We start from the raw sequence: 17,408 nt of genomic DNA, 5'->3' as shown, positions 1-17,408 counted from the left end.
GGCCGCTAGACCCGGAGCGAGGCCACCACCGGGAAGTGGTCACTGGCGGCCCAGGTCTCCGGCCCGTCGTGGTCGATCACCACTCGCTCGACCGCGACCCCGCCACGGGTGAGCACCCAGTCGATGCGCTCCCCCGATGCGACGGGGGCCTGCCAGTCGTTGTACGACGCCGTGCGGTCCTCGGGATCCCCCGCCACCGTCCACGCGTCCTCGTACCCGGCTTCCGTGAACACCTGCGAGGCCGGACCCCGACCCCAGGGCTCGTTGCAGTCGCCGGCGAAGACCACCGGGCCGTCGACGGCGCTGAGCCGCTCGATCACCAGGGCCGCACTCCGACGCCGGACGTCGTCGCCGTGCTCGTTCGCCTCGTGGTCGAAGTGCGTGGTCAGGAGCGTGAAGGCTCCGCCGTCGGCGTCGATGAACCTGGCGTGGTTCGCCACCCGCGGGTACAGGCTGCCCCACGTGTTGGACACGGGCTCGTCGGGGGTGTCCGACAACCAGAACGTCCCGACGTCGACGGGCCGGAGCCGGTCGCGCCGGAAGAACACCGCGGCGTGTTCGCCCGCCGTGCCGCCCTCACGCCCCTGCCCGACGTCACCGTGGTCCGGCAGGCCGGCGCGGAGCGCGTCCATCTGGTGGTCGAAGGCCTCCTGCACGCAGAGCACGTCGGGGTCGTGGCGCCGGATGACCTCGAGCACGAGCGGGAGCCGCGCTGGCCAGTCGTGACGCGGGTCCGGGTTCTTCACGTTGTAGGTCATCAGGGTGATCGGACGGGCGACGTGGCTCACTGCTCGAACCTACCGATCGCGTCCGCCCGGTCCCCCAGGGACCGCCGGAGGGCGAGTACCCCGTCTCGTGCCCGGGACCCGGCCGTCCTGGCGGGCGTGCGTCAGTTGATGCAGACGCCTTCCTTGCCGTAGCTCTTGACGTCGGTGCTGCTCGGCTCCGGTTCGGACGAGCGCGACTCCGACTGCTCCGGCTGCGCGGGCTCCGACGGCCCACTGTCCGTCGGGGCGTCGGGCGACGGCGGCGCGCTCACGGTCTTGCCGTCGGACCCGAGCACGAGGGTGACACCGGTCACGGCGGACGAGCGGACGGCGACCGCACCGGGCACCGTCTCGGCCACGGCCTTCGCCTGCGACTCCTGGCCGGCCGGGTACTGCACCTGCGTGGTCTTCGTCGTCTCCGACGACCCCGGCGCACCGGCCTGGAAACCGCGGGCGGTGAGGTTCGCGGTCGCGGTGGCGGCGGCACCGGTGACACCGCTGCCGTTGAGCACGGTGACGCTCGTCGCCGCCGGATCCGCAGCCGTCGCCTTCGTGTACTCCTCGGGTTCGCCGACCAGGCCCTGCACGAAGGCGGGGAGCCCGACGGTGTCGACCTCGACGATGGACAGCGGCCCCGAGTTCGTCCTGATGGTCGGGGTGCCGAGGGTCGGGATGGTGGCCGACTGGATGTTGCCGGGGCGCAGGTTCCGCATCTGCGCCCCGAGTGACACCAGGTCGGTGTCCGTCTGGATCGATCCGCCCACGGCGCTGAGGATCGCGTTCATCTTGATCGGGTTGAGCAACGTGCCCGCGGAGAGGACCTTGCGGGCCTCCTGCGACAGGAAGTACTGCTGGCGTGCGTTGCGGTCGAGGTCCCCGTTGGGCAGGCCGTGACGCTGACGCACGAACGAGAGCGCCTGCTTGGCGTCGAGCTCCGAGGTGCCCGCGGGCAGGTCGACACCCGAGTACGGGTCCTTGACCGCGTTGTTGAGGCAGACCTCGACCGGTCCGAGCTCCTTGACCACCTGGTAGAAGCCGAGCAGCGAGACCCGGACGTAGTGGTCGATCGTCAGGCCGCTGAGTTCCTGGATCGTCTGGATGAGCAGCTTCGCACCGCCGGTGTCGCCACCGCCGTTGAGGGTGCCGTAGTAGAACGCGCTGTTGAGCTTGCCCTTGCCGACACCGGGGATGTCGACGTACGAGTCGCGCGGGAACGAGATCATCGTCGCCTGGCTGCCGTCGGCGTTGATGTGCAGGACGATCATCGTGTCGGTGTTCGTCGCACCGCCGTCGTCCTCGGTGCTCAGCTCCGCCATCTCCTCGGGCGTCGCGTTGTCCGGGCGGTGGTCGTCACCGACGAGCAGGATGTTCTGCGCCTGGCCGTCGACGTCGTCGTCGTCGTCGTTCGACCGCGGTGCGATCGCGTCGATCTTCGTGACGTTGTTGGTGAGGCTGGTGAAGGCGAACGCGGCGTACCCGCCGGTCAGGGCAAGGCCCATGGCCAGCACGCCCGCGATGGCGGGCAGGACCACGCCCGCCCCCCGCTTCTGGCGCCCGTGGCGCGGCGGCACGGAACCGCGGCGGGCACGGCGCGTCGTCTGCTCGGGATCGATGCTCACCCGGAAACCATAACGGCAGAGCGCAGAACGGACAGGGAAACCGCTGTGCGTCCGCCGTCGAGGCTGTACGCGCGGGACGGGCCGGTCGCGAGACGGGTCGGTCGCGGGTCGGGTCGGTCGCGGGTCGGTTCGGTCGCGGGTCGGCTCGGTCGCCGGTCGGTTCAGTCGCGGGTCGGCAGGAGGTGGATCGCCTCCATCGCGAGCTCCGCGGCGATCGGGTCCTCGTCGAGCACGGCGGCCCGCAGCCTGTCGATCTCCGGCCGGACCACCTCGGCCGGCACCAGCTCGGCCAGCTCGGGGACGCGCAGCTTGAACGCCAGGCCGTCGGTCGTCGCCCGGCACAGCTTCGCCAGCGCGGCGTTGCCGCAGGCGTCCGCCCACATCGAGTAGATGTCGGAGCCCTCGCGTGCCACCTCGTCCTGGTGGTCGGCGTCGATCCGGGCGGCGACGTCGTCGAGGGTCGCGACCACCTTCCTGCGCTCAGCAGCGGTGAACCGCGGGACGGCGAGCCGGACGACGCCACCGTAGATGACCCCGAGGGTGCGGTACGCGTCGAGCAGCTCGTCGCTGCTCGGGGCGGCGACCCGTGTGTAGCGGTTCGGCGCCATCTCGATGAGTCCCGCGCGGGCGAGCTCGGCCAGTGCCTCACGGATCGGCGTCCGGGAGACCCCGAGCCACGCGATGAGGTCGTCGTCGTTCAGCCGCTCGCCCGGTTCGAGCGTGCCGTCCATGATCGCGTCGCGGATCTTGTCCTGCACGGTGTCACGGAGCAGCTTGCGCTCGGCGGCGGGCTGCGTGGAGGGAACTGGCATGCCACCAGCGTGTCACATGTGACGGGATGCACGCGAGAGGCGCGACGGCCACCAGGCGCGGCGTCCGAGGTCGATCACGAGCGCCGGGACGAGCAGTGACCGGACCACGACGGTGTCGAGCAGCACGCCGAACGCGACGACGAAGGCGATCTGGGCGAGGAACAGGATCGGGATCACCCCGAGGGCCGCGAAGGTCGCCGCCAGGACGATCCCTGCCGAGGTGATCACCCCACCGGTCGCGGCGAGCCCGCGGAGGACGCCCTCGCGCGGGCCGTGCCGCAGCGCCTCCTCGCGCACCCGTGTCATGAGGAAGATGTTGTAGTCCACCCCGAGCGCGACCAGGAAGACGAACGCGTACAGCGGGACCGACGGGTCCGCGCCGGGGAAGTGGAACAGGTGGTCGAACACCAGCGCGCCGACGCCGAGCGCGGCCGCGAAGGACACGATCACGCTGCCGATGAGCACGAGCGGCGCCACGACGCTCCGGAGCAGCAGCACGAGGATCACCAGGATGACCGCGAGCACCACGGGGATGATGACCGAGCGGTCCCGGATCCCGGTGTCGTTCGTGTCGAGTGCCGTCGCCGTCACACCACCGACGACCGCTTCCGGATCCACCCGCTCGACCGCGGCGCGCAGGTCGCGGACGGTCTGCTCCGCGGCGGCGGAGTCGGCGGGGTCGGCCAGGGTGACCTCGAGCAGGACGTCACCCCGCGAGACGGTCGGCTCGGCGGCGGCAGCCGGTGCGCCACCGCCACCGGGCACGGCGTTGCCCGACGCGGCGTCACCACCGCCGGAACCGCCGTCGGTCCCACCACCCACGGGAACGGTGCCCGAGGGGGAGTCCTCCGCCGCGGCGACCACGCCGTCGACGCCCGGGACCGACCGGACCGCTTCCACCAGTCCGTCCAGGTCACGCTCGGCGCCGATGACCTGCGCTGGGCTGCCGGACCCGCCGGGGAAGTGGTCCGCGAGGACGTCCTGCCCGTCCCGCGCCTGCGATGCCCCGATGACGAGGTCGCTCTGCGGGACCCCGTCCGCGCGGAGACCGACCAGACCGCCGCCCATGGCCAGGAGCGCGACGGTGCACACGACCCACACCGTCCGGGACCGGCGCGCCACCAGCCGCCCGACACGTGCCCACAGCCCGGACGCGTCGGGCCCGGTGGCCGCGCGGTGCCCGCTGCCGTACGCGGGGCGCAGGGGCCAGAACGCAGCGCGCCGGAAGGCCAGGAGCAGCGCCGGGAGCAGTGTGAGGGCGGCGAGCAGGCTGAACGCGATGCCGATCGCCGCGACCGGGCCGAGTGCCTTGTTCGAGTTCAGGTCGGACAGCAGGAGGCAGAGCACGCCGACGATGACGGTCCCGCCCGAGGCCACGATCGGCTCGAACGCTCCGCGCAGCGCCGACCGCGTGGCGTCCCACCCCGAACGGTGGTCGCGCAGCGCCTCGCGGAACCGTGCCGTGTAGAGGAGCGCGTAGTCGGTCGCCGCGCCGATGACCAGGATCGACAGGATGCCCTGCACCTGCCCGTTCACGGTGACCACGCCCGCCTTCGCCAGCTCGTACACGACGAGGATCGACGCGCACAGGGCGAAGGTCGCGGTGCCGAGCACGAGGAACGGCAGCAGGGGCGAGCGGTACACGACGACGAGGATGACGAACACCGCGGCGAGCGCGACGCCGAGGAGCAGGCCGTCGATGCCGGCGAACGCCTCGGTCAGGTCCGCGGTGAAGCCCGCCGGACCGGTGACGTACGCGGCGAGCCCGGACGGCACGGCGTCGTCCACCGTCGACCGGATCGCTGCGACGGCGTCGCCCGTCTCCGCGTCCTCGGTGAGCGTCGCGACGATCTCGGCCGCGTCGCCGTCCTCGCTCGGGATGACGGGGCTGACACCCTGCACGTCGTCGCGGTCGGCGAGGGCGGTCGCGATGCGGCGGGCGTCGGCGAGGTCGTCGTCGGTCAGGCCCCCGTCGCGTTCGAGCACGACGATCGCCGGCGCCCCCGAGGCCTGGCGGAAGTCGGACGCGCGCTCCTGCACCTCGGTGGCGTCCGCGGAGGCGGGCAGGAACGAGGTCTGGTCGTTCGTCGCGACCTCGGAGATCTTGCCGAACACGGGTCCGCCGACGCTGGCGACGACGAGCCAGACGACGATGACGAGGGCGGGCAGGACGATGCGCAGGAACCGGGACACGTCGGTGAGCGTACACCGATGATCAGCATGCTGACTATCTCGGCGAGGAGGGAGGCCTCCACGGCCGCCCGTAGGATCCCACCATGCACGAACCCGCCGAGCAGTGGCCGCTCGGACGCCTGCTCTCCGCCGCCGCCCGGGCCGTCGAACGCGAGTGGGACGAGCGACTCCGGGCGATCGGCCTGACGCACGCCGCGCTCATCGCGATCGACATCCTGCTCCGGACCGGACCGACGGGCGCGGACACCCTCGCCCGGACGGCACACGTACAGCCCCAGACGATGTCACGCACGCTCGAGCGCGCCGAGCGCGACGGACTGGTGGAGCGCACGGCCCACCCGGAGGACCGCCGTCGCCGCGTGGTGACGGTCACCGACGCAGGGCGACGGGCGTGGGAGACCGCCCGGCACATCGAGCGCGAGGTCCTCCCCGAGGACGACGAGCTCCGGAGGCGACTGACAGCAGTCCTCCACGGGCGCTGATACTGGAATACCACATGCGGTAGACTCCCGAGGTCGGCGCAGGGCCGACCCGACCCGAAGGAGTCCCCGTGTCCGAGCGTCGCGCCGCCCGAGCCGCGGCAGCAGCAGCGGCCGAGAACCAGCAGGCCGAACGTCGCCGTGACCCCCGGGAGAAGCGCCCGCTCCTCGTCGCCCTGGCGGCGGCCCTCACCGCCCTGGTCGCCAGCGCGACCGTGATCGCCGTCGTCGTCGCGGTGTTCGTCGGCGGACTGGCACGGAGCTTCGACAGCGGTACCGACGTCATCGCCGACGCGTTCCCGGCCGGGGACCGCCCGGCCGCATCCGGGTCGGCGGAGAACATCCTGCTCGTGGGCTCGGACTCCCGCGCCGGGAGCGACCTCGTCGACGACCACACCGCGGGCGGCCGCTCGGACACCCTCGTGCTCGCGCACGTCCCGGCCGACCGTCGACACGTCTACCTCGTGTCGATCCTCCGCGACTCGTGGGTCGAGGTGCCGGGGCACGGCACCGCGAAGATCAACGCCGCGTACGCGTGGGGCGGCATCCCCCTCACCGTGCAGACCGTCGAGCGGCTCCTCGACGTGCGCATCGACCACGTCGCGGAGATCGACCTCGCCGGGTTCGCCGACATGACCGACGCACTCGGCGGGGTGACGGTGCAGTCGACCGAGGACTTCACCTCTCGCGGGCACCACTTCAGCCGGGGCCCGAACCACCTCGACGGCGAGCAGGCACTGGCGTTCGTACGCGAGCGGTACTCCTTCGCGGACGCCGACCACACCCGGGTGCGCAACCAGCAGGCGTTCCTGCGCGGGGTCTTCGAGCAGGCCCTCTCGCGCGGCACACTGACCGACCCGGGGCGCCTGCAGGAGTTCGTGGCCGCGACGAGTCGACACCTGGCGGTCGACCCCGGCCTGGACGCCGCGGCCATCGCCCGTCTCGGCTGGTCGTTGCGCGACCTCCGACCCGACGACCTCGTCACGGCCACGATGCCGACCGCGGGCGGGGGGACGTCGCCCGACGGGCAGTCCGTCGTCCTCCTCGACGAGCGCGACCGGCAGTCCCTGTCCCAAGCGCTCCGGTCCGACGACCTCCAGCACTGGGTCGAGGCGCGCCCACGCCCCTGAACTCCCGGGGCCACGGAACCCATGCGCCGAGGTGCCCCGGCACCGTGCGGACGCACGAGACCCCCGCGGCGCGTGCCACGGGGGTCTCGTGTCGATCGGGAGCTCGATCAGGCGGGGAGCTGGAGCTCCTGGCCGGCGTAGATCAGGTTCGCGTCGTCGATGGTCGACGTGTTCGCGGCCCACAGCTTCATGTAGCCACCGTCGATGTTCAGCTTCGTCGCGATCGTGTCGAGCGTGTCGCCCGACTGGATCGTGTACGTCTTGCCGCTCGTGGCGACCGCCGCGGGCTTGCTCGGCCCGGCCGGCGTGCTGACCTTCGGCGCTGCCGGGGTCGTCGCCTTCGGCGCAGCCTGCTGCGGGGCCGCCTGCTTCGGCGCGGCCGGAGCAGCCTGCTGCGGAGCGGCGGGGGCCGGCGCGGCCGCCTGCGGCGCGGCACCGGCGGTCCCGCTCAGCCCGAGCTTCGCGGAGCAGGCGGGCCATGCACCCCAGCCCTGCGAGGCGAGGACGCGCTCGGCGACGGCGATCTGGGCTTCGCGGCTGGCGGCGGCGGGGTTGCCCGAGCCACCGTGGGCCTGCCAGGTGCCGAGGTTGAACTGCAGGCCGCCGTAGTAGCCGTTGCCGGTGTTGATGGCCCAGTTGCCGCCGGACTCGCACTGCGCGAGGGCGTCCCAGGTCGAGCCGGACGCTGCGTTCGCGGGCGCCGCCGCGAGGCCGACACCGGTCGCGGCGATGCCGGCGAAGGCCAGGCCACCGACGAGGGTGCGGGTACGGGAAAGCTTCTTCATGGTTGATCGCTCCACCGGGACCACGGACCGGGAGCCGGTCGCCACTGCCCGTCCCGACCGATCGCGGTCACGTTGTGGGGTGCTCCGCCGGGGGCAGTGGACTCGTGCCGGCGTCGCCTGGTCGGCAACCATAGGAAATTCGTGACTGTTATCAAACCGAGACAATGGTTCTGCCCCTCTGATGGTATGTCCCCCATCAGTGATCCTGTACGCGCCGATCGGCGCGAGCACGGCGATGCGTCTGTACCCGGGTACGTGTCCTTGGCAATTCCCTGGCAATGCCGCTCACGGGAGGCGCGGGGCGGGCTGCTCGACAGCCTCCCGTCCGTCCCCTGGTCGCCTCCTGATCAGTGCCTGGACAGCAGCGTCACGACCTCGAGGTGCCCGGTCTGCGGGAACATGTCGAGCAGCCGCGCGCGCCGGAGGCGGAGTGACGGCATGCGCGCGAGGTCCTTCGCGAGGGTGACCGGGTTGCAGCTGGAGTAGACGACGTGCTCGATCGGCGAGTCCTCGAGCCACGTCGCGAGCGCCTCGCCGATGCCCCGACGCGGCGGGTTCACGAGCACGAGCTCCGGCAACGCCCCGGGGCGGGTGCGGAGCGCGTGCTCCGTCGCGTCGTCCGCGGCGAACCGGAGGTCGGACAGCCCGGCCTCACGCGCGGACTGCTTCGCGGACCGGATGGCCTCGCGGCTCGTCTCGATCCCGGTGACGGCGCGGCCGGGGCGGGCGGCGTGCAGGGCGAACCCGCCGACGCCGCAGTACAGGTCCCACATCGACGCGGGCGCGACCTCGTCGATCCACGTCGACGCCTGGTCGTAGAGCTGGGCGGCGACGGCGGTGTTCGTCTGGAAGAAGCTCTGCGGGCGCAGGTGCATCGTGACCCGGCCGAAGCGCATCGGCAGGGTCTCCTGCTCGGTGAGCACGACCTCGCGGTCCCCCTCGGTGACGGCCTTGTGCTCGGGCAGGAGGTTCGCGGTCACGACGACGACCTCGGGCAGCACGCGACGCAGGGCACCGAGGTGCTCCCGCAACCGGGGCAGCTGCCCCTCGGAACGCAGGACGAACCGCACCATGAGCTCGCCGTCGGGCGACTCGGTGACGAGCACGAACTTCAGCTCGCCCCGGCGGTTCGCGACGTCGTACGGGATGAGCCCGGTGTCGGCGACGAAGTCCGCCAGCACCGGGAGCGCGCGCTGGATGCCCGGCGTGCAGATGCCGCAGTGCCGGAGGTCGACGCCGCGCTGCCGGTGATCGAGTATGCCGACGGTCGGCCGCTGCACCGTCCCACCGACGACCATCTTCGCCTTGTTCCGGTACCCGGACTCGGGGCTGGTGATCGCGGGCAGCCACTCGACCGCTCCGGGGCCGCCCACCGCCTCGACCGCGTCGTGCAGGAGCTCGCGGGTGCGGATCTCCTTGTCGAGCACCTGGTCGGCGTAGGGCTGACCCATGAGCGTGCAGGAACGGCACACCCCGCGGTCGAAGTAGTCGCACTGCATGGCCGGGTCAGGATACGGCAGCGGCGTCCCGCGTCGTGGTCGCGATGCGGTGGACCGAGGTCGTCGCGGTGACGAACAGGGTGGTCCCGTCGTCGCCGCCGAAGCAGAGGTTCGCGACGACCTCGGGCACGGGGACGTCGCCGATGCGCGTGCCGTCGGGCGCGAAGACCGTCACCCCGCGGTGCGTCGAGGACCAGACGTCGCCGTGCTCGTCGACGCGGATGCCGTCCGGCACGCCCTCACCCGGTCCGAGGCGTGCGAACACCCGACCGTTCTTCACGCGGCCCCCGTCGACGTCGTACATGCGGATCACCGGCTCCGCCGTCGAGGAGCTCGCCACGTAGAGCACCCGCTCGTCGGGCGAGAAGGCGAGACCGTTCGGTTCGTCCACGTCGAGGACGACGGGGCGCAGGTCCTCGCCGTCCGGACCGCACCGGAACACCCAGTGGTCGCCGTACTCCCGCACACCCGGATGCCCCTCGCGCGGCTGCGTGATGCCGTAGGCCGGGTCGGTGAACCAGACGGAGCCGTCCCGTGTGACCACGACGTCGTTCGGCGAGTTCAACCGGCCGCCCGCCCAGCCGTCGACGACCGTGGTGACGACGCCGCCCCGGTCCCGCTCGACCCGGCGCCGGCCGTGCGAGCACTGCACGACGGACCCGTCGCGGTCCAGCGTGCGGCCGTTCGTGAACTCGACGCCCGACGCGTAGACGGTCGTCACACCGGTCTCCTGGTGCCACTCGAGGATCCGGTCGCCCGGGATGTCCGACCACCGGAGCGATCGCGTCGCCGGGATCCAGCACGGCCCCTCGGCCCACGTGCTGCCCGTGGCGATGCGCTCGAGCGCGGCCGGATCAGGGACGAGGTCGGTGATGCTCGGCACGGGTGCTCCTTCGAACGGTGTGCCCACGCTACGGCGTCAGGCCGCCGCGGTCGCCTCGCTCCGCCGCCGCACGGCCTTCTCGACCGCGGAGATCGCCAGTCCGAGCAGGATCGACGCCACGACCGCGAGCGTCGTCACGAGGAAGGGCTGGTCACGGCTCCAGCTCCCGGTGGCCGCGGCGATGCCGACGCAGTACGCCGCCCAGACGACGTCGGCGACGAGGCAGGTGACGAGGAAGCGTCGGAGGTCGAGGCCGCTGTCCGCACCGACCAGGTTGGTGGTGAGCCGCCCCATCGGGATGAAGCGGCCGAGGACGGCGATGCGCCCGGGGGCCTTCCGGTACCGGGCGTCGATCGACTCCCGCGCCTTCCTCACCTTCGGCCGGCTGAACCACGACCGCGAGCCGAGGTCGACCGTCCGCGCCAGGTGCCAGAGCGCCACGTCGCCGAGCACCATGCCGATCGTCGCCGCGACCACGAGGACCAGCACCGGCAGGAACCCGCCGTCACCGCCCACCAGGAGCGTGCCGATCGCCACGACGAGCGCCTGGCTCGGCAGGAACACCGCGACGCTGCCGACAGCCAGCACGAGGCCGACCACGAGGAAGGCCCACGGCGTGCCGACGAGCTGGAGCACCATCTCCTGCGCTGCGTCCACGGGTCACCTCCACCGGCGCGGGGCGGCACGCCGATCTCGATCATCCCAGGTCGGCGGCCCGCCCGTGCCCCGCGGACGCGCCCCGCCACCGCGGAGCAGAGTGGAGGGAGTCTGGCCTGCGAACGGGGCACCTGTCCGGCCGCTCAGGTACTTGCCATCTCGCATTCCGTAGTCTGTGAGGGCCCAGTGAGCCGGACTGCAGCCCGACCCCGAGGAGGTGCCCGATGGTCTCCGTCCTCGTCGCGTTCGCGATCGTCGCCCTGATCGTCCCCGCCCTGACGCCCCTGATGGGCCGGCGGGTCTTCTTCCTGGCCGCACTCGTCCCTGGAGCAGCCGCGGTGCTGACGATCGTGCAGACGGACGCCGCCCTGCACGGCGGGGTGACGAGCCGGTGGCAGTGGATCCCGCAGCTCGACCTCGCCGTCTCGCTGCGGATGGACGCCCTGTCGTGGGTGCTCGCCCTCGTGGTGTCCGTCGTCGGGGCACTCGTGCTCGTCTACTGCGCGTCGTACTTCGAGCCGGACGAGCCCGGTCTCGGTCGGTTCGCCGGTGTGCTCACCGCCTTCGCCGGGTCGATGTACGGACTGGTCGTCGCGGACGACGTCATCGTGCTCTTCGTCCTGTGGGAGGCCACGACGGTCTTCTCCTACCTGCTCATCGGGCAGGACGCGGCGAAGCGGGCCAGCCGTGCCGCGGCGATGCAGGCGCTCGTCGTCACGACCGCCGGCGGCCTGGCGATGCTCGCCGGGCTCGTCGCGCTCTCGGTCACCGCGGGCACCACGAGCCTGTCGGGCATCATCGCGCGGGCCCCCGAGCTGGTGGACCGACCGGGTCCGCTCGTCCCGGTCGCGGTCGTCCTGGTCCTGCTCGGCGCGCTGACGAAGTCCGCGATCGTCCCCTTCCACTTCTGGCTCCCCGCAGCGATGGCGGCGCCGACCCCGGTCAGCGCCTACCTGCACGCGGCTGCGATGGTGAAGGCGGGCATCTACCTCGTCGCCCGCCTCGCCCCGGCGTTCGCGCTCATGACCGGCTGGCGCGAGACGATCACGGTGCTCGGCGTGCTCGGCATGCTCATCGGCGGGTACCGCGCGCTCCGGCAGACCGACGTCAAGCTGCTGCTCGCCTACGGCACCGTCGCCCAGCTCGGCTTCCTCGTGCTCGCCGCCGGGTGGGGCGCCCCGGCCGTCGCACTCGGCGGCGTGGCCCTCCTCGTGGCGCACGCCACCTTCAAGTCGACGCTCTTCCTGGTCGTCGGAGCGATCGACCACGCCACCGGCACCCGCGACCTCCGACAGCTGAGCGGACTCGGGCGGCGGATGCCCTGGCTCGTCGTCGTGAGCGTCCTCGCCCTGGCGTCGATGGCGGGGATCCCCCCGACCATCGGGTTCGTCGCGAAGGAGGCCGTGCTCACCGGCTTCGTCGAGGAGCTCCACGGGCCGCAGGCGGGATGGGCGTGGGTCGCGCTCGTGGGTGTCACCGTCGGCTCGCTGCTGACCGTGGCCTACTCGCTCCGATTCCTCTGGGGCGCCTTCGCCCGGAAGCCCGGCGTGCGGGACACCGAGGCGCACGGGCTGCACGGCCTCGGCGTCGTGCCGTCGGTGCTCGCGGTCACCGGCCTCGCGCTGGGCGTGCTCACCCCGGTCGTCGCGCACGGCATCGAGCCCGCTGCGACCGCGGCGGCGCTGCCCGAGGGCGAGGTGCCGCACCTGGCGCTCTGGCACGGACTCGAGCCGGCGCTCGGGCTGTCGGCGATCACCCTCGTCGGCGGTGTCGCCCTGTTCCTGCTGCGCCGTCCGGTCGAGGCCCTGCAGCACCGGCTCGCCGGCTCACCGAGCGCGTCCGGCACCTACCGGAAGACCATGCGCGGCCTCGACCGCCTGGCGACCGGGCTGACCGCCGGGGTGCAGCGCGGTTCGCTCCCCTACTACCTGACCGTCATCCTCTCGGTGTTCGTCGCCGGGGCGATCGCGAACCTCGTGCTCGGCGGTCCGTGGCAGTTCCGCGTGCGGTTCGCCGACTCGTGGGGCCAGGTACCCGTGGTCGTCGTGATGGCCGTCGCCGCGGTCGCCGTGCTCACCGCGAAGACCCGGTTCGCCGCAGCGGTGCTCGTCGGGGTCACCGGGTACGGCATGTCCGTGCTCTTCGTCCTGCACGGCGCCGTCGACCTCGCGCTCACCCAGCTCGTCGTCGAGACGGTCACCCTCATCGCCTTCGTCCTCGTGCTCCGCCGGCTCCCACCGCGCATCGCAACGGCCAACCCGTCACGCTTCCGGGTCGTGCGGGCGCTCTTCGCCGGGCTCGCGGGTGCCACGATGGCGATCGTGGTCGTGGTCGCCGCGTCGGCCCGGAACAGCGCGCCGATCTGGCCGGACATCCCGGCCCTGACGAAGTCCTTCGGGCACGGGCTCAACGTCGTGAACGTGGCGCTCGTCGACCTGCGCGGCTGGGACACCCTCGGCGAACTCACGGTCGTCGTCGCCGCCGCCACGGGCGTCGCGAGCCTCATCTTCGTCAACTCCCGCGAGGACACGCTCCCCCGCCTCCGCGACCTGCCGGCGAGCGTCGCGGGCGACAAGCACCGGCCCGACGGCGAGCCGCGGGCCTGGCTGCCGACGAGCGCGTCGATCCCCACCGGCCGTTCGGCCCTGCTCGACGTGGTCGTCCGACTGCTCTTCCACGGGCTGATCGTCCTGTCGCTCTACCTGCTGTTCGCCGGGCACAACGCTGCGGGCGGCGGGTTCGCGGGCGGTCTGGTCGCGGGCATCGCGCTCGCGGCCCGCTACCTGGCCGGCGGCCCGGCCGAACTCGGCGCCGCAGCTCCCGTCCGTGCCGGACGCCTGCTCGGACTCGGCGTCGCGACCGCTGCCACCACCGCGATCGTGCCGCTCTTCTTCGGCAAGGAGGCGCTGTACTCCGAGTTCTTCGAGGCGACGGTCCCCGTCCTCGGGCACGTCGAGTTCGTCACCGCGACGTTCTTCGACGTCGGCGTCTACCTGGTGGTGGTCGGGCTCGTGCTCGACGTGCTCAGGAGCCTCGGTGCCGAGGTGGACCGGCAGCGCCTCGAGGACAGCCGCGCCCGGGTGCAGGACACCACCGAGGACGACCCGCACGACAACGCCGCCGCATCGACCCCGGAAGGGAGTGCCGTATGACCATCACCCTGGTCCTCGTCATCGCGATGGCGGTCCTGTTCTCGTGCGGTGTCTACCTGCTGCTCGAACGATCGCTCACCCGCATGCTGCTCGGCTTCCTGCTGCTCGGGAACGCGCTCAACCTGCTCCTGCTCATCATGTCCGGCGCCGCGGGCGACCCGCCGATCGGTGGGTCCGCCGAGGGCATCACCGACCCGCTGCCGCAGGCCTTCGCCCTGACCGCGATCGTGATCACCTTCGCCGTGAGCGCCTTCCTGCTCGCGCTCATCCACCGGTCGTGGAAGCTGTCCCGCGCCGACGAGGTCGAGGTCGACGAAGCCGACGCCGCGATCGGCCGCGACCGCGAGGACGACGACGACGCGGACCCCGAGGCCGACTTCGACCCGAAGGCCCCGGAGGACGCCGACGATCCCCACGAGCGCGCCCCGCGGCCGGACCAGGAGGCAACCCGATGACCTGGCTCGTCCCCCTGCTCGTCCTCGTCCCGCTGCTCGGAGCCGCCGTCGCGCTCGGACTGCTGCGACACCAGGAGTTGCAGCGCGCGATCACCGTGGCGGTCCTCGCGATCGCCGTCGTCGTGGCCGGCACCCTCATGGTGCTCGTCGACCAGCACGGCACGTTCGTGGTCCAGGTCGGCGGCTGGCAGGCCCCGTACGGCATCTCGCTCGTGGTCGACCGGCTGAGCGCCCTGCTCCTGACCGTGAGCGCGAGCGTGCTCCTGCTCGTCCTGCTCTTCTCGATCGGCCAGGGGCTGGCCGCCGACGACGAGGACGCCCCGGTCACGATCTTCTACCCGACCTACCTGGTGCTCGCGGCCGGCGTGCTCGACGCCTTCATGGCCGGCGACCTCTTCAACCTCTACGTCGCGTTCGAGATGCTGCTCGTGGCGAGCTACGTGCTCATCACCCTCGGTGGCAGCGAGCAGCGCGTCCGCGCCGGCACGACGTACATCATCACGAGCCTCATCGCGTCGGCGCTCTTCCTCGCGTCGATCGGGCTCGTCTACGGCGCGACCGGCACCGTCAACATCGCGCAGATCTCCGAGCGCGTGGCCGGGCTGCCCGAACACGTGCAGCTGCTCCTGCACACCATGCTGCTCATCGCGTTCGGCATCAAGGCGGCCGTCTTCCCCCTGGCGTTCTGGCTGCCCGACTCGTACCCGACCGCCCCCGCGCCCGTCACCGCGGTCTTCGCGGGCCTGCTCACGAAGGTCGGCATCTACGCGATCATCCGCCTCGAGACGATCATCTTCCCCCGGCCGCAGCTCAACACGATCCTGCTCGTCGTGGCGGTGCTCACGATGATCGTCGGGGTGCTCGGCGCGGTGTCGCAGACGGACGTGAAGCGACTGCTGTCCTTCACGCTCATCAGCCACATCGGCTTCATGGTGATGGGCGTCGGGCTCGGGTCCGTCGTCGGCACCGCCGCCGCGGTCTTCTACACGGTGCACCACATCGTCGTGCAGACCACCCTCTTCCTGGTCTCGGGCGTGATGGAACGGGTCGGCGGGACCACCTCGACCCGATCGCTCGGTGGGCTGCTGAAGGCGGCGCCGCTGCTGGCCGCGCTCTACCTGGTGCCGGCCTTCAACCTGGGCGGGATCCCGCCGTTCTCCGGCTTCATCGGCAAGCTCGGCCTGTTCCGCGCCGCGGCGATCGACGGGTCACCGATGGCGTGGGGGACCGTCGGTGCCGGGGTGGTCACGAGCCTCCTGACCCTGTACGCGCTGATGCGCGTCTGGGACGCGGCCTTCTGGCGGCCGCGTCCGGCTGCCGAGGCAGCCGCACCGCACGCCACCACCGCGGAGCCGCACGCGGACCTGCGGTCGCCGGAACCGGCGCCCCTGACCGTGTCCGAGGAGACGGGCGAGGCCTACCACCCGGGAGGCTCCACCACCGTGACCGACGAGGCGCACGCGAGCAGCGCCTCCCGTCCGGCCACCGGCTCGACCGCCACGGTCGGCGAGGCGCCGGAGCGTCCGCGGCTGCCCCGGATGCTCGTCGCCGTCACGACCGTCGCGGTGCTCGGATCGGTCGCCCTGACCGTCGTCGCCGGACCGCTCTACGGCTACGCGACCCGCGCCGCGGAGTCGCTGGAGTCGCCCGACCGCTACGTGCAGGCCGTCCTGGGAGGCACCGTTGAGTGACACCCGCCGCATCTCGAACGCCCGCCGGATAGCCCTCGCATGGCGGTACGACGTCCCGCTGGCCGTCGGCCTGACCGTGCTGTGGGCACTCCTGTGGGGGTCGTGGACCCCGCTCACCCTGCTCTGCGGCGTGGTCGTCGCGCTCCTGGTGACGCAGCTCCTGCCGCTGCCGCCGGTCCCCCTGTCCAAGCGGCTGTCGGTGCCGCGACTGCTGTGGTTCCTGGTGGTGTGGGCGGGGCTCGTGGTCGCTGCCTCGTTCCGGGTGGCGTGGGTCGCCGTGCGGCCCCGTGGCGTCCGGCGCAGCTCGATCGTGCTCGTGCAGATGCACACCACGTCCGAGATGACCTTCACCCTCGCCACCCTGGCGATCTCCCTCGTTCCCGGTTCCTACGTGGCGGACGTCGACCTGCCGCGCCGCCGGCTGCTGCTGCACGTGCTCGACACCGAGCGCATCGAGCAGGTCGAGGACGCCGCCCGCGAGGCGCACCGCATCGAGGCGCTCGTCATCCGAGCCGTCGGCTCGGCACAGGACGTCTCTGAGCTGTCCGAGCCGCTGCCGGAGGTGGTCCGGTGAGCGCCGCGGTGGTCGTGATGGCGATCGGGATCGTGCTCGTCCTCGCGTTGCTCGGGACCACGCTCGCCCTCGCCGTCGGTCGGATCGTGCGGGGCCCGACGATCCTCGACCGCATGATCGGCTCCGACATGGTGCTGACCACGGCCCTCGTCGTGATCGCGGCCGCGATGGTCGTCCGGCAGGACCTGACCGGGGTGCCCGTGCTCGTGGTGATCGCGGCGACGAGCGTGTTCGCGACGATCGCGGTCGCCCGGATCGTCACCCCGTCGTCCGACCCGTCGGACGAGGGCCGTGACGCCACGACCCCGGAGCACGCCGTCGAGGAGGAACGTTCGTGATCGAGATCCTCGAGTCCTTCGTCGAGGGCGCCGGCGTCCGCGCGTGGATCGCCCTGGCGCTGCTCCTGGTCAGTGCCGCGCTGTCGCTCGGCGCGGCGATCGGGATCGTGCGCTTCCCCGACCCGCTCGTCCGCCTGCACGCCATGGCGAAGCCGCAGGTGCTCGGCCTGGCGCTCGCACTCGCGGCACTGGTCGTGGCGGTGTGGACGTGGACCGCGTTCTGGGTCGCCGTGCCGATCCTGGTGTTCCAGCTGTTCCTGGTGCCGGTCTCGACGCACATGATCGCGCGGGCGGGGCTGCGGTCGAACGACTACCGGCACGAGGACCTGCTGGTGGACGACACGGAGGACTGAGCGCCGCGCGGGCGCGGTCTC

General features: G+C 72.3%; 16 protein-coding genes. 8 read left to right on the top strand and 8 right to left on the bottom strand.

Translation table 11 applies throughout. The features are described from left to right. Nucleotides 1-5: 5 nt before the first annotated feature. The 4 genes from DEJ22_RS01160 to DEJ22_RS01145 all read right to left on the bottom strand — a co-directional run bounded on the left by DEJ22_RS01160 (nt 6) and on the right by DEJ22_RS01145 (nt 5,391). Nucleotides 6-788, bottom strand: coding sequence for an endonuclease/exonuclease/phosphatase family protein (locus DEJ22_RS01160; RefSeq protein ID WP_111228020.1), 783 nt, complete (start codon nt 786-788; stop codon nt 6-8). 101 nt (nt 789-889) lie between these two features. Next, complete coding sequence (locus tag DEJ22_RS01155) at nt 890-2,386, bottom strand: LCP family protein (RefSeq protein ID WP_111228019.1); 1,497 nt, start codon at nt 2,384-2,386, stop codon at nt 890-892. Between the two features lie 161 nt (nt 2,387-2,547). Beyond that, nucleotides 2,548-3,198, bottom strand: coding sequence for a GntR family transcriptional regulator (locus DEJ22_RS01150; RefSeq protein WP_111228018.1), 651 nt, complete (start codon nt 3,196-3,198; stop codon nt 2,548-2,550). Nucleotides 3,199-3,210: 12 nt separating this feature from the next. After that, nucleotides 3,211-5,391, bottom strand: coding sequence for an MMPL family transporter (locus tag DEJ22_RS01145; protein WP_111228017.1), 2,181 nt, complete (start codon nt 5,389-5,391; stop codon nt 3,211-3,213). A gap of 83 nt (nt 5,392-5,474) precedes the next feature. Here DEJ22_RS01145 and DEJ22_RS01140 point away from each other — a divergent pair, with 83 nt between their 5' ends. Together DEJ22_RS01140 and DEJ22_RS01135 are read left to right on the top strand one after the other, a co-directional pair. Beyond that, entirely contained in the window at nt 5,475-5,873 is a 399-nt protein-coding gene (locus DEJ22_RS01140) for a MarR family winged helix-turn-helix transcriptional regulator (RefSeq protein WP_111228016.1), read from the top strand. Nucleotides 5,874-5,941: 68 nt separating this feature from the next. Further along, nucleotides 5,942-7,000, top strand: coding sequence for an LCP family protein (locus DEJ22_RS01135; protein WP_111228015.1), 1,059 nt, complete (start codon nt 5,942-5,944; stop codon nt 6,998-7,000). 107 nt (nt 7,001-7,107) lie between these two features. Here the strand turns inward: DEJ22_RS01135 and DEJ22_RS01130 are convergent, their stop codons facing one another. The 4 genes from DEJ22_RS01130 to DEJ22_RS01115 form a co-directional block, all read right to left on the bottom strand. Further along, complete coding sequence (locus DEJ22_RS01130; protein ID WP_111228056.1) at nt 7,108-7,785, bottom strand: LysM peptidoglycan-binding domain-containing protein; 678 nt, start codon at nt 7,783-7,785, stop codon at nt 7,108-7,110. 347 nt (nt 7,786-8,132) lie between these two features. After that, on the bottom strand, nt 8,133-9,284 hold the full coding sequence (gene rlmC / locus DEJ22_RS01125) for a 23S rRNA (uracil(747)-C(5))-methyltransferase RlmC (RefSeq protein ID WP_111228014.1): 1,152 nt from the start codon (nt 9,282-9,284) through the stop codon (nt 8,133-8,135). A 7-nt stretch (nt 9,285-9,291) separates the two neighbouring features. Then, nucleotides 9,292-10,167 carry an SMP-30/gluconolactonase/LRE family protein gene (locus DEJ22_RS01120; RefSeq protein WP_349775153.1) on the bottom strand — a complete coding sequence of 292 codons (876 nt, stop codon included), beginning with the start codon at nt 10,165-10,167 and terminating at the stop codon, nt 9,292-9,294. Between the two features lie 36 nt (nt 10,168-10,203). After that, entirely contained in the window at nt 10,204-10,824 is a 621-nt protein-coding gene (locus DEJ22_RS01115) for a DedA family protein (protein WP_111228013.1), read from the bottom strand. 224 nt (nt 10,825-11,048) lie between these two features. Here DEJ22_RS01115 and DEJ22_RS01110 point away from each other — a divergent pair, with 224 nt between their 5' ends. Genes DEJ22_RS01110 through mnhG form a run of 6 tightly spaced genes read left to right on the top strand, consistent with a single transcriptional unit; the run spans nt 11,049 to nt 17,387 of the window. Further along, nucleotides 11,049-13,976: a Na+/H+ antiporter subunit A gene (locus tag DEJ22_RS01110; protein ID WP_111228012.1), complete on the top strand. Its 2,928-nt coding sequence runs from the start codon at nt 11,049-11,051 to the stop codon at nt 13,974-13,976. Beyond that, nucleotides 13,973-14,431 (top strand): Na(+)/H(+) antiporter subunit C, encoded by a 459-nt coding sequence (locus DEJ22_RS01105; RefSeq protein ID WP_111228011.1) that lies wholly within the window; start codon nt 13,973-13,975, stop codon nt 14,429-14,431. The genes DEJ22_RS01110 and DEJ22_RS01105 overlap by 4 nt, the downstream gene beginning before the upstream one ends. After that, complete coding sequence (locus DEJ22_RS01100; protein ID WP_111228010.1) at nt 14,428-16,122, top strand: Na+/H+ antiporter subunit D; 1,695 nt, start codon at nt 14,428-14,430, stop codon at nt 16,120-16,122. The genes DEJ22_RS01105 and DEJ22_RS01100 overlap by 4 nt, the downstream gene beginning before the upstream one ends. Continuing rightward, nucleotides 16,115-16,696 (top strand): Na+/H+ antiporter subunit E, encoded by a 582-nt coding sequence (locus DEJ22_RS01095; RefSeq protein ID WP_111228009.1) that lies wholly within the window; start codon nt 16,115-16,117, stop codon nt 16,694-16,696. The genes DEJ22_RS01100 and DEJ22_RS01095 overlap by 8 nt, the downstream gene beginning before the upstream one ends. After that, nucleotides 16,693-17,034, top strand: coding sequence for an MrpF/PhaF family protein (locus DEJ22_RS01090; protein ID WP_258379705.1), 342 nt, complete (start codon nt 16,693-16,695; stop codon nt 17,032-17,034). The genes DEJ22_RS01095 and DEJ22_RS01090 overlap by 4 nt, the downstream gene beginning before the upstream one ends. Next, on the top strand, nt 17,031-17,387 hold the full coding sequence (gene mnhG, locus DEJ22_RS01085) for a monovalent cation/H(+) antiporter subunit G (protein ID WP_111228008.1): 357 nt from the start codon (nt 17,031-17,033) through the stop codon (nt 17,385-17,387). The genes DEJ22_RS01090 and mnhG overlap by 4 nt, the downstream gene beginning before the upstream one ends. Nucleotides 17,388-17,408 lie beyond the last annotated feature (21 nt).

Origin of the sequence: Curtobacterium sp. MCSS17_007, from assembly GCF_003234175.2 — a bacterium.
Taxonomy (GTDB): domain Bacteria; phylum Actinomycetota; class Actinomycetes; order Actinomycetales; family Microbacteriaceae; genus Curtobacterium.
The sequence above is the reverse complement of the archived record's forward strand: the minus strand, read 5'-3'. Positions and strand labels throughout refer to the sequence as shown.

Coding starts and splice junctions, on each gene's coding strand:
- DEJ22_RS01150 (WP_111228018.1), bottom strand. CDS start 3,198: ATGCCAGTTCCCTCCACGCAGCCCGCCGCCGAGCGCAAGCTGCTCCGT.
- DEJ22_RS01140 (WP_111228016.1), top strand. CDS start 5,475: ATGCACGAACCCGCCGAGCAGTGGCCGCTCGGACGCCTGCTCTCCGCC.
- DEJ22_RS01130 (WP_111228056.1), bottom strand. CDS start 7,785: ATGAAGAAGCTTTCCCGTACCCGCACCCTCGTCGGTGGCCTGGCCTTC.
- rlmC (WP_111228014.1), bottom strand. CDS start 9,284: ATGCAGTGCGACTACTTCGACCGCGGGGTGTGCCGTTCCTGCACGCTC.
- DEJ22_RS01110 (WP_111228012.1), top strand. CDS start 11,049: ATGGTCTCCGTCCTCGTCGCGTTCGCGATCGTCGCCCTGATCGTCCCC.
- DEJ22_RS01105 (WP_111228011.1), top strand. CDS start 13,973: ATGACCATCACCCTGGTCCTCGTCATCGCGATGGCGGTCCTGTTCTCG.
- DEJ22_RS01100 (WP_111228010.1), top strand. CDS start 14,428: ATGACCTGGCTCGTCCCCCTGCTCGTCCTCGTCCCGCTGCTCGGAGCC.